The organism is Paenibacillus chitinolyticus (assembly GCF_045038035.1).
Classification (GTDB): domain Bacteria; phylum Bacillota; class Bacilli; order Paenibacillales; family NBRC-103111; genus Paenibacillus_F; species Paenibacillus_F chitinolyticus_A.
This window is the reverse complement of sequence record NZ_CP173427.1, coordinates 5,377,664-5,389,669: the sequence shown is the minus strand read 5'-3', so window position 1 is coordinate 5,389,669 and position 12,006 is coordinate 5,377,664. Positions and strand designations below refer to the sequence as shown.

Here is a 12,006-nt window from a genome sequence, read left to right as displayed (position 1 = left end):
ATGGAGTATCAGGTTTATAACGAAAACAATTATAAGGTCATTGTTACAGATGAACAATTGAATGAAGCTTTTCATAAAAACGGGGTAGAGTTACCTGTTGAGATAATAATTGCTATGGGTGCTTCACACGATACAAAGTATATTCCGAGACTACTTGAAGCTCTCTCTCATCAAACACAACGGATACGAATTGAGGCAATGTATAGTTTGCTAAGTCTAAATGATATTGGCTGTGTCTCTATACTTTCAGAAAAGGAGAAAGCGATCTTAGAGGATGATTTTAACGCTCCGATAAGTGAAAAGGCAATTCTCCAGTCCGTTCTCATACGTCTTGAAAAAGGGCCAAATGGCACTGAAGAAGCATTTTTCAAGGGAGATATCCTTCCTCTTGTTAAGACAGGGTTGTTATATAATTATTCTAGCAACTTAGTTTTAACTATGAATGATGTGCAATTTATCATTAATGCACTGAAAGCGTATGTTCATAAGAGTGAATTCTGGATGGCAAAAATGAAAAAAGATGAATATGAAGATGTGATAATTAAAGGATTAGAGGCACTTTGGACAGCAGCCGAAGATAGCTCCTTGTTAAGGAGTTTAGGTCCTGAATACAATGAAAAGTTAGTTGAAGTAGGGACTCACGTGTTGAAAATGAAGATAGATTCTTATGCAAGAGAAATCATTGCAATATTTGCAAAAGCATTGTCACCTGAGTATGCCTATTTAATGTTAGAACCTATTATGAATGGACGTGCAAAGGGTGATGTCAAAAAGGAACTAGAAAAATCAATTCAGATTCTCCGCCAAAATGAAAGGGGAATCGAATAGAAGATGGGTATGGAACATAAAGCTTATTTATTTGATACAAATGGTTTTATGAAAGAATTAAGTGAGACTATCATTACTTCGGGTACTACGAATAATATTAAATTATTGAAGGAGTTTATTTTTAACCATTTGGGAATTGTTAGATCTGTATACACAGGGGAACTGCTAGATAAAGAGTGGGAACAAGAATTAGAAAATGGTGAGGTTCAAGAACTAGCTGATTTTGCTATGACATGTTACTATTCTCCAGATGAAGAACAGGGATTATCTTATTTGTGGGATGCACTGATTGAAGCACTAATTAAGCTACCTACTAAATTTGATCCTAATTATTATATTCTCGGGCGTCCATTAGAATCAGAAATGTTTATTCTTGATCCAGGAGGAATGGGGCTGGGATTTGTGTACGCTGAAGACGTACCTAGTATGTATAACGAACTACTTGAATTAAAACGAAACCTAATAAGTAATGGTTTGCCGTCAAATGATTTAGTATATCATGCATCTTTTTCAGAATTAATAGAGGCTTATGACGAACTCGTAATCCTTTATAAAGATGCAACAGAAGCGAAGCGAGGTTTATTAATGACGTTTTAACAGATTTGACAAACTAAATCTCAATTTAATATTTCTAGGGTTAGCTGGGTCTGTCAGGGTCTGCCTAAAATTTTGTGTAATCAGATTTCAATCCCAACAACAGAATCGTACAATACAACCAAGAAATCAAACACTAAATAATTCAAACACTTGATAAACTTTCAAAGCTCTTTCCCACTTGAACCATGAGTAGGATTGAGCTTTTTTTGCGTGCCAAAATCAAAGGAGGATGAAACGAATGGTAAAACGTGAACAAGTAGGGGCAGAAGAGTTGAAGAACCAGCATAATTTATCCATTGCCAGATAATACTTTGTTAACTGAAAAAGAGAAAAGTGGAGAATTAAATTGCCAGATGCATATAAAGAATTTATAAAAAATTATAACGGTGCTTCTCTTGTAAAAGATAGCTTTAATTGCAATAACCACAGTTATGCAATTGATAGGTTTTTATGTATATTAAAAGTAACCGGGGAAAGGGATGATGAATTCTAAGATATTGGTGTTGTTAGAACTCAATTAGACGAGAGAATTGTTTCGGACGAAAATTTAGTAGGTACTGAGTTGCTACCAATTGCTGCTCTATTTGCAGGTGATTTCGTATGCTTAGACTATCGAAATACGGATAAAGCAGAGCCATCTGTATGCGTTTGGAACCACGAGGAGTCCTCTGATTTAGATCCAGTAACTTACTTTACTAGTGACAGTTTTGAAGAATTCCTATATATATTAACTGAATAGATGCTGGATCAACTAAAAAGGATCTATCGAGTTTTTGTGTAAGTCCATTTACAACTCCAATAACAGGATCGTACAATACAATCAAAAACGACAACAATACGAGTTAGCCGCTCGTATTGTTGTCGTTTTTGCCCTTCTCTCTGTATCAGCGGTTAATGAGTAGACTCCACACTGTGCCGAGTGAAACGGGTGGGAATGCTCAATCAGACGTAACCCCTTACCAGCCCCATAAGAAATTTTACTAAATATGGTTGTACGCACATCAATGCTTTAATTTTATATCCTAAATAATGTTATTCTGATACGTTGAACAGGTCGATTATGGTCAGATACCACCATGATTGACCTGTTTTTTTGTTTGTCCGTTTCCTTACAATACTGCATGCCGAAATTCGGCACCGATGCGAGCGGCGTCACCATTACGAGCCACAAGAAGCTGACGCTGAATGCCGGAGAAGACATCTCGCTGTATACGCCCAAAAGGATCGTGATCAAGGCGACGAGCCAGTTGATGGCGAAGAAGCTGGCGGCGCAGAGCGGATTTGCCATTGAAGGCGAGTACCACTTCCTCAGCGAGAACGTACTTGCGGAGGGAAGGGACCAAACCGCGTATCCGCCGTACAACGATGAGCCGCAGAAGGGGACGCCGCCACCTCCGCCACCTCCGCCGCCGGAGAAGAAGTTCAGTTGGGGGAAGCTCCTTGGAAATGTTGTCGGTGCCCTAGCCATTGTAGCGGTCGTAGCTGTTGTAGCGGCCGTAACGGTAGCGACATTAGGGGCAGGTACCGTTGTCATTGCCGCCGTGGCGGCCGGAGCGGTGGCGGCCGGAACAGCGGCGGTAGCGGCTAAGGCCATCTCGGATATCTCACGCGGGGAAGTCAGTGACTTTGGGGATTATGCGGCGGATGCTTTCCGAGAATCCGTTATCGGAGCCGTATCCGGAGCCGTATTCGGACCGTTGGGCGCAGGCGCCCCGATACTGGGCAAGATGGTTGTGGGGGGCGTCTCAGGCGCCGCCGAAAGTATCGTCAGTCAACTTACCGACGGCGATCCGGGATTCAGCTGGGGACAAGTGCTGTTCACTGCAGGAGTCGGGTTTGGAACGGCAGGTCTGCTGGATGCCAAGATAGCTCAGAAGACGATAGGCGAATATATCTCACAGGGAGCCACTAAAATAGCTCCTAAGTGGATAGCGGACGGATTTGGCAAAATAGGAGAAGGTTTTGGAAAATTTGTAGGGAATTTAAATGATTGGGGTACAAACTTGGGCAAGGGCTACATGAAGGAAACCCAGCAATTTGCTCAAAGTATAGCGGGTTCGGTAACCGGAACACTGAATAAATCCGTCAACAGATTAACCAAGGACATTGCCGATTTAGGCCAGATGGGCAAAGAACTGGGCCAGAAGATTAAGAATAGTGTCCAGATGCCAAGGTTCGGTTATGAATTGGCTTTTGATGGTCCACGAGTGCTTGCCAATCAAACAGGCAATCATTTAGGGAAATCCATTATAAACAATGCGAATGTCTTACAAAGTTCTTCGAAGGCTGTGACTCGTGCGGTTGGCGGCGGGGGAACTGGGGGGACGGGTAAAATCGATGATACTCCGTCTGCCTTCAAGCAAACTGAATTTGCCAGTTCATATGAGGCAAGATTTAATCAAACACCTGCACATGGGAATCCAAAGGTTGGTTTTGAAGGACAAAGGGGAGAATCTAAATGTATTTTAAAACCACCTCCTGACCCTGAGTTGAAGAAAATATTAGACGAAGCTGGTATTGATGGTATAAATTATAGGAATGCTGTACCTGATTTTTCACCTGTAGCAAAAGCACAGTTGGAAATTGACCACATGGTAGGTGGAATTGGCAGTAATGGAACTAAAGCTAGAACTGCTAATTTTAAACAAGCAGATATAAAATTGGCTGAACAACTTAATAACTCGCCTGAGCTGGCTAATCAATTTGGGTTGACCCCTGGAAAAATTGAAGCAGGAGACATCGCAGATATTCGTGAAGAATTTAAGTTAACATGGCACGAATTAAATGATGGGAAAACGATACAACTTGTGCCATCAGAAATTAATAGCAAATTCGGACATCTAGGTGGCGTAGGAGAGATAAACGCAGGAGCGTTTAAGCCAGGCGGATTTGCAAACAATTAGAAAGGAGCTTTCTCGAAGTGAAAATTAATGATGCGGTTTTCGGTGAACTTGAATATGATTATGTGTGGAGCAGGGATACTACCATTGAATTTTGTGGAACAGAAGCCAATATTGCTTTGATGGTAGACGGAGACGACGATGGTGAATTTAGTGAGAAACAGTATGCTTCGTATAATTCTTTAATAGAAAACTGGGGGCATCTTCAAAAAAGTATTTTGCAACCGATATTAGATTATTACAAACAAAAACGGTTTGAGCTTGGATATGATGTTTCATACAATGAGAATTACCCATTAATTGAAAACATCGACGAACTTTTGAAAAATATTAGGCTAGTAGGGATTTATGTACCTTCTGCGAGACGATTTGAAGGCAGATATATTGGACTAACGTTTGACTGTAGATGGGACGTGGAAAATGGGGTTGGCATTCGTCTAATCGATGAAGAAGTTGCTAGGGTAGGGTACCAAGATGTTGCCCTTTAGAGTTTTTAGTAAGTTTGCTATCTGCTGTAATCACATGGATTTACCCAGTAAACCAAGTTTTTATAAATAAATTCCCGATAAGTTAGAAGTTTCATGTTTTCAGGATTCAATTAGGTGGGGCTACCCAGTGTGGAATGAACTCATCATTCAACCAATAACACATGTAACCCATGTAATATCTGTATAAATATTTCTCCGTTTCGGTTGTAGGCACATCAAATGCTTTAATCTTATAACCTAAATAACACTATTTCATTACATTAAACAGGTTGATTATGGTCAGATACTACCGTGATTGACCTGTTTTCGGTATCTTCGTTTCCTTGCGGATTTTCCAAAACAAACGCAACTTATGAGCATAATATAGGGGCTACCCAGTGCCGAAAGAAACCATCATTCAACCAATAGCACATTTAACCCATACAATGCCCGTATAAAGATTTCGTCATTTTGTTTGTACGCACAGTAATGCTTGAAAAGTGTACCTAATCAACAAATTTTGAATTAATTTCTGAACGAATACGTGTAATAAATTCTTGCCAGTAATCCAGTAATCTCTACACCAAAAATATACAGGTCGGTTATGGTGAGTTGCTGCTATGATTGACCTGTTTTTTTCTTTGTTTCCACCGAGTCTTCAGCAAACAGGTAAGAAGTTTTTGAAAGGGGTGTTGTTTGGAGAAGCGTTAATTATCGCTATTCCGTTACATTGAACAGGTTGATTATGGTCAGATACCACCATGATTGACCCTGATAAATTGAGAATGCACGCTTCTCCTTGGAAATGTTACAGCAACAAGGAATCCACCCCAAAAAGGTTGTTTTAGTTCATTCAAATGATTAAACTAACGGATAACAGCAGGTTCAAGTAATCGATGAGACGAAGAGGGGGAAGCCGAAATGAAGACGATCAAGTGCATGATGGACCACTTGTACTGGGCGGACGGACGCATCTTGGACGCACTCGAGGAGAGTGAGACGAAGAACAAGGAACTCCTGAAGCTGGTTCGGCACGTCGCGGTCGCGGAACGAGTCTGGCTGTCCCGATTGCAGGGCAAGGGCAGCGCGCCATATTCGTTGTGGGAGGAAGCGGAAGACCTGACGGTGATCCGGACGATGTTCGAAGAAAACGCCGAGCAATATCGCGTCTATATCGAAGGGCTCGAGGAATCCGAGTTGGACGAGATGATCGACTATGCGAACCAGAGCGGGGTTCCGTTCCGAACGTCCGTCCGGGACATCCTGTTGCAGGTCCTCTTACATGGGCAATATCACCGGGGACAGATTAACCGGGCACTTCGGATCGAATCGGCAGAGCCTGTCCAAGTCGATTACATCACGTTCGCGAGGCTCTAAGATGAAACGGATAGAATTAAAAGGCTTTTTAAATGGACATGGGACGTGGAAACGGATGGGGACTCCGTTTATTAAATGAACAAGTAACGGAAGCCGGTTATCAAGATGTCGCGATTTTAAAAAGGTACATCTCCCTTAAAACGAAGGGAAGTGTACCTTTTTTCACGGCAGTCCTTGTTTCGGTGACGGGAGCCTGGCTTACACGGCTCCCTTTTTCACCAGGATTTTAATAATCGAACCGGCTCGTAATATAAGCCGAGACATGCCACTGCTGGGTCGTGTCGTAGAACTTGAAGTAGCTTCCGACCGGCTGGCTCAATCCGTAAGCGGTTCCGGCCACGGAGGCGACTAGGGTGGAATTTTTGTAAATGTCGAATTTGCCTACAATCTCATCGTTTGTGCTGGAGCCGAACGACACAAGCCGGAACTCATACTGGCTGCCGCCCGCTTGAACGATAGCGTTGAAGAAACCGCTATCACCCGAGGACAAGGGGTCATTCGTCCAACTGATGATGACATTTCCCGCTTTAGTTTTGTAAGCCGTACCGTTGTCTATGACCTGAATAGGTTTCGTAGACCAGATACTGTGTACGCTCGTTACCGGCGCTGCGGCTGCTCCGCTGATCAACAGCGTTAACGACAGCAGGACGGCTGTCATTAAACCAAGCACCCATTTTTTTACTCTCATCAATTCATCTCCTCTGTTTTTAGTGGGATTTAAAATCAGGTTGCGTTTACACTATATGGGAATAGGGAGGGCGGTATTCTGCGGAGATACGCGTGGTGGTCTCAAATAGAGAAATAATTTTTTTGCGGAGGTGCCTTTCGTTCATTAACGGGCCGCTATCCGAAAAGTCAGATGAGTATCCGGAGCGAAAGATATCGGCAAAGCTTGGCGTCGTATCAACGAAGAGGAATGCAAATCGCTTGTCGTGGCGCAATTCAACGGGCAAGAGCCGGGACAGGCATCCGCATTCGCTGAGGTGTTAGCCGCAGCCGAACAGCAAAAAGGTACATCCTCCTCAAGACGGGGGATATACCTTTTCTCTTTACGTACGGAGGGCCGATTATCTTATTTAAGCCCTGTTTGAAGCGATTAATTTATGGGAACGAGTGCGGGAACGAATGGAAACGAAAATAATCAGGCTAGTTCATGTTGATGCTGACGGTCTCTTCACCCGCGTTGACATAGTTCACGCTGACCTGGGTGGAGTTCGGATAGGTGCAGTAGCCGCCCGTATCTGCCGCGAGCCATTGATGATTGCTGGTCGAGCTGGTGCCGATCATGGAGTTCGACCATTTGACGTTTTTCAGATAGGTGCCGGTGTTGTATGGCTTAGAGGCGTTGCTCGCGATGGCCGTAATCCGTTTGAGTTCGTTGCCGGCACCGCTTTTTTTCCAGCCGGCCACATTGGTTACAACGGTGTAGTTGTCCGCCGTGTTCGTGTCATACCGGATACCTGCGGCATATAGAGCGACTTGTCCGTCTGCCGGTACGTAGAATTTAAACGTAAGATTTTGTCCGGCCTTGAAGCGGAACGAGTTGTTATGGTAGTAGACGCCGCCGGTAAAGATCGAGTGGGCCCAGTTGTTGTACGTTTTGCTGTACTGGAATCCGGCATCGACTTCGGAGGCTCCGCTGCTGGCGTGTCCACCCGTATAAATGTAAGGAGTATCGTTGGAAGAAGCGTTGTTCACGTAGACTTCATTGTTGGCGCTGGAAGGCAGGTATACATTGCCGGACCACCAGGAATAACCGGGATTCGAGAAAACGCGTCTATACGGGCCGCCCGCTTCTCCGCAGGCATAACCCGCCAGCGGGGTGATGGAAGCGCTCTTATTCAATGTTGGCGAGTCGGTGCTTTTCGGCAGGGTGAAGGTTTCATTGTTGTTGACGGTTATGGTATTCTCTTCCGATACCGCTGCTTTGCCGAAGACATCTTTCAATTCAGTCTTGTTGGCATGAATTTGCCCGTTATCGTCGATGTAAATGACATTTTCGCGCTCTTCTTTGGGAAGGTTCTTCATGACGTCGATCATGATCTGACGCTCCTGACCGGTAATTCCGGCGGCGACTTCTTTCTCCAGGTCCCGGTTATTTGACGAAGCGGACACGGGGGCGAGAGAGACTACAAGGGACAGCAGAGTGAGACTGGAAGCGAGAGCGGTCTTCATTTTCTTCAAACGGCACACATCCTTTATAGTTTTATGGGTTCTTACAAAAAAAGCTTAACACTTCTAGTAAAAATGTAAATAATTTCATCTAATTAATTAGAAAGTAATAATGAATATACCAGAAAATGTAATCAAAATACCAGGAAATGGGACGTTCTCTTTGGATGTTCCCACTGTATAACCATGCAAAAAAACCGCAAGCGACGGGGTCCGTTTGCGGCTTCTGTTTATGCGGGACTATCCGTTCGGATGCTGCCGGCTTTGTTTCCTAAGCTCGGAAGGCGTAAGCCCGTACGTTTTTTTGAACGTTTTGCTGAAATGGGAGTAGTCGGAGAAACCGACCTGGTACGCGGCATCCGTCGTCGGACAATCCGTATGCTCCAGGAGGTCCCTGGCTTTCTCCATCCGCAGCCGGATGAGGTATTTCACGAAGTTCACGTTCGTCTCCTCCTTGAACGTGCGGCTCAAATACGCATCGGACATGCCGATGGCCTCCGCCACCTCGCTCAGCGAGAGATCTTCGCGGGCAAAGTGCTCCTGCATGTACTGCATCGCCCGGTGGATGTTCTGCCGGGACCCGAGGTTGCGGGTCCCTTTGATTTCACGGATCATGGCGCTCAAGGCATCGCGCAGGGCCTCCCCGAGATCCGCCGCACGGCCCGGCCATTCGCGGTCTGCGTAGGAGCGGGCAAACCGGAAATCCCGTTTGCCCAGCTCCGTCTCCAGCATGCCCGTGAAATGGTGGGCAAACTGCGGGGGACTGAGCTCGGCGGGGCCCGAGCTCATGTAATGCCGGAGCGCCTCTCCGGCCAGAAGCTGCGCTTTGTCCTCGCAGGCGGCCCAGATTTGCTCCAGCAGCTCCTCGCTCAGCCCCTGCAGCGTCAGCAGCCATTCATGCTGGCGGGACAGCTTCGTCTCGCTACTCGCGAGCTGATCGTACACCCGTCCGAGCGCTTCGCGGAACTGGTCGGGATCGACGGGCTTCAGCAGAAAATCCGAAACGCCGAAGCGGATCGCCTGCCGGGCGTACTCGAAATCGCTGTAGCCCGACAAAATAATGAACTGGGTCCGTTCATTCCGCTTTTTCGCCGCTTCGATGAAGGAGAGCCCGTCCAGCTCGGGCATGCGGATATCCGTCAGGACGATGTCCGGGGAGCAGCTCCCGAGCAGCCGGAGCGCTTCCTCTCCGTCTTCCGCTTCGCCCGCGATGATAATGTCCAGTCCGGACATTTCCACCATTTTGCGGACGCTCAAATGGATCATGTATTCGTCGTCGACAATCATCATCCGGTACATGGCAAGACCTCCCTGATTTTTAATTGGTATACGGCAGGCGGATTTCGAAGCAGGTTCCGGCGCCGGGAGAGGAAGAGAGGAGGAAGACTCCGTACTCCTTCCCGAACGTAAGCCGGATGCGCTGATGCACATTGAGCAGGCCGATTCCGCCTTGGCGCGCGCCGTCGTCCGGCTGCGTCCCGCCCGCATCCGGCCATGCCTTTCCGGCGGAAGGCTGCTGCGGCGTCCCGGGGACGCCCAAGGATTCGGCAGCCGGGTCGTTCCCGGCGGCAGGTCTCTGCGGCGCCTCCGGATCGTCTACGGGGACGGGGGCTGCTCCAGGGCCGCTCCCGTGAGCGGCACCCGTTCCCCGGCCAGCGAAAGACGCACCCGCTTCCCGGGCTGCGTCAGAGGCATGGACGGGAGCGGCCGTCGGAGCATCGCGCGGGCCAACCGGAGCAGCGCCGCCCGGTTCCGGGTATGCCGGCCCCTCCCCGGAGACACCGGCAAGCAGCGAGACGAGCCTCCCGGCCGCCTCCGCGCTCATGCCCCTGCCGTGGTCGGATATTTCGACGGCGTAGTACGTTTCGCGGGGCTTGCCGACAATGCCGATATACGTAGGCTTTTTGTCGCGGTAGCCGTGAATAAACGCGTTTTCCACCAGAGGCTGCAGCGTCAGCCGGACGGCCGGGACGGTGCGGGTCCACGGTTCCTCGACGTCAATTTCCACCTCGAGATTGCGGAAGCGGGAAGTCTGGATCTCCAGATAGGAGCGGATATGCGCCGTTTCCTCGCCGAGCGATACGAGAGGTCCGGCGTTTCCCGTGTTGTAGCGGAAAATATGCGCCAGGGCCGCCGTCATTTTGCTGATGCTGCGGTTATTTTCGAGAATCGCATGAGAATTGATGATTTCCAGCGAATTATACAGAAAATGAGGGTTGATATGCGCTTGCATGGATTGCAGGGCCGATTCCTTCTGCTTGATAATGAGCTCCTGCTCCTTCAGCTTGGAAGAATGAACCTCCCTCACAAGCCGGTTCAGCTCACTGACCATCTTGGAAAAGCTGCGGAACACAAGCCCGATCTCGTCTTTGCGCTCCCGCGTGGAGGTGAGCCGGACATTAAAATCGCCGTTCTCGACTTTTGCCATCAATCGCTGCAAATAAGTCAGGGAGCGTGTGATGGAGAGCGAGTAGCCGCCCACGATTGAAAGCGCAATCATGAACAACAGCAGCGCAGCCGCAAGAGAGATGTTCCGCAGGCGGATCAGATTCCCGATAATGGTCTCCATCGGAATGTTGGCCCCGACGATCCAATCGGTCACCCGGGAGGTTTCATAAATGACGAGCTCCTCTCCCTGAGGCGTCTCCGTCCGGAAGGAAAAGGAAGCGGGGGCGTGTTCCCCTCCCTGAAACCGGAGCAGCTGCTCCCCGGAAATGCGTGTACCGATTTTCCAGGCGTCCGGGTGGTAAACAAGCTCTCCGTCCGCGGAGGAGATCCAGGCGCTGAAGCTTCCCTGCGATTCGTCTTTGCATATATTTTCGATCTGCTCCAGATTGAGATCGACGATCAGAAGTCCCTCGTACAAATAGGTCGAGCTGCTGTGCAGCTTGCGCGCAACGGTCAGAACGGGGCTGGAGCCGACCCGGTTTAAACCGAGGACCTCGAAATTGCCGAGGGTGTCCAGCCTTTTCAGCAGGTCCGCGTTGCGGCTGCGGATCGTGTTCATATCCAGAATTTCTTTCGCCTCGCTGAAATCGTTGATCTGCAGGCTGTTTTTGCCGACCAGGGAAATACCGACAATATCGGAGCGCCCGTAGATCATTTGCGCGAACAGATCGTTTTCGACTTTTTCCGTAAGCTGGTAGTAAGGGTAAGCGGAGGGCAGAACGGGCGCCAGAAACTGCTGGGTCAAGGGACTGGTTACGATGGGATAGGTGGAGTTTTCCAGGTTATTGATATACAAGTCCAGGTTTTTACCTGTTTGTTCGATAAAGCGCCGGTTCGTTTCGATGGCGGACTGCTCGATCGTGCGGGTGGAGGATTCGTACCAGAGCCAGCCCATTACCAAGACGGGCAGAGCGATGAAGAAAATGATCAGAATAAACAGCCGCCGGTGGATCGAAATGATTTTGCGTTGGGAATTCCGGGTCTTCATCGTCACACCCCTTTTCCGATTTCATAGTCCAAGTTAAAAATAGTGTAGCAAAAAAACACCAATTGTAAATAAAAAACCATGCGGGGCCGCTTTTTGATCTCGTATACTACAACTACACATTGAAAACGCTTTATTTTTTATCGGCCCGTTAAAAAAGAGACTGCCGGTATGCGCGAAACAAGATATACGCCTGCCGGGGCCATAAAACGAACATGAATCCGACAAGGAG

General features: G+C 47.7%; 9 protein-coding genes and 1 pseudogene. 6 read left to right on the top strand and 4 right to left on the bottom strand.

What is annotated here, in order from left to right:
• The 6 genes and pseudogenes from ACI48J_RS24330 (at position 1) to ACI48J_RS24305 (ending at position 6,169) form a co-directional block, all read left to right on the top strand.
• The gene (locus ACI48J_RS24330) at positions 1-828 is read left to right on the top strand and encodes a hypothetical protein (protein WP_405080621.1); all 828 of its coding nucleotides are present in this window, start codon (positions 1-3) and stop codon (positions 826-828) included.
• A gap of 3 nt (positions 829-831) precedes the next feature.
• The gene (locus tag ACI48J_RS24325) at positions 832-1,425 is read left to right on the top strand and encodes a hypothetical protein (RefSeq protein WP_405080620.1); all 594 of its coding nucleotides are present in this window, start codon (positions 832-834) and stop codon (positions 1,423-1,425) included.
• 284 nt (positions 1,426-1,709) lie between these two features.
• Positions 1,710-2,164, top strand: a pseudogene (locus ACI48J_RS24320) (SMI1/KNR4 family protein).
• A gap of 1,426 nt (positions 2,165-3,590) precedes the next feature.
• Positions 3,591-4,328, top strand: coding sequence for an HNH endonuclease (locus tag ACI48J_RS24315; RefSeq protein ID WP_405083279.1), 738 nt, complete (start codon positions 3,591-3,593; stop codon positions 4,326-4,328).
• Positions 4,329-4,345: 17 nt separating this feature from the next.
• Complete coding sequence (locus tag ACI48J_RS24310; RefSeq protein WP_405080618.1) at positions 4,346-4,813, top strand: DUF6985 domain-containing protein; 468 nt, start codon at positions 4,346-4,348, stop codon at positions 4,811-4,813.
• A 900-nt stretch (positions 4,814-5,713) separates the two neighbouring features.
• A complete protein-coding gene (locus tag ACI48J_RS24305; RefSeq protein WP_405080617.1) occupies positions 5,714-6,169 on the top strand; it encodes a DinB family protein in 456 nt (151 codons plus the stop codon).
• Between the two features lie 226 nt (positions 6,170-6,395).
• On the opposite strand, the gene ACI48J_RS24300 is transcribed toward ACI48J_RS24305, so the two are convergent.
• The 4 genes from ACI48J_RS24300 to ACI48J_RS24285 all read right to left on the bottom strand — a co-directional run bounded on the left by ACI48J_RS24300 (position 6,396) and on the right by ACI48J_RS24285 (position 11,777).
• Positions 6,396-6,857: a hypothetical protein gene (locus tag ACI48J_RS24300; protein WP_405080615.1), complete on the bottom strand. Its 462-nt coding sequence runs from the start codon at positions 6,855-6,857 to the stop codon at positions 6,396-6,398.
• A 458-nt stretch (positions 6,858-7,315) separates the two neighbouring features.
• Positions 7,316-8,344, bottom strand: coding sequence for a hypothetical protein (locus ACI48J_RS24295; RefSeq protein WP_405083278.1), 1,029 nt, complete (start codon positions 8,342-8,344; stop codon positions 7,316-7,318).
• A 237-nt stretch (positions 8,345-8,581) separates the two neighbouring features.
• Positions 8,582-9,640 (bottom strand): helix-turn-helix domain-containing protein, encoded by a 1,059-nt coding sequence (locus ACI48J_RS24290; RefSeq protein WP_326052219.1) that lies wholly within the window; start codon positions 9,638-9,640, stop codon positions 8,582-8,584.
• A 19-nt stretch (positions 9,641-9,659) separates the two neighbouring features.
• On the bottom strand, positions 9,660-11,777 hold the full coding sequence (locus ACI48J_RS24285) for a histidine kinase (RefSeq protein WP_405080613.1): 2,118 nt from the start codon (positions 11,775-11,777) through the stop codon (positions 9,660-9,662).
• Positions 11,778-12,006 lie beyond the last annotated feature (229 nt).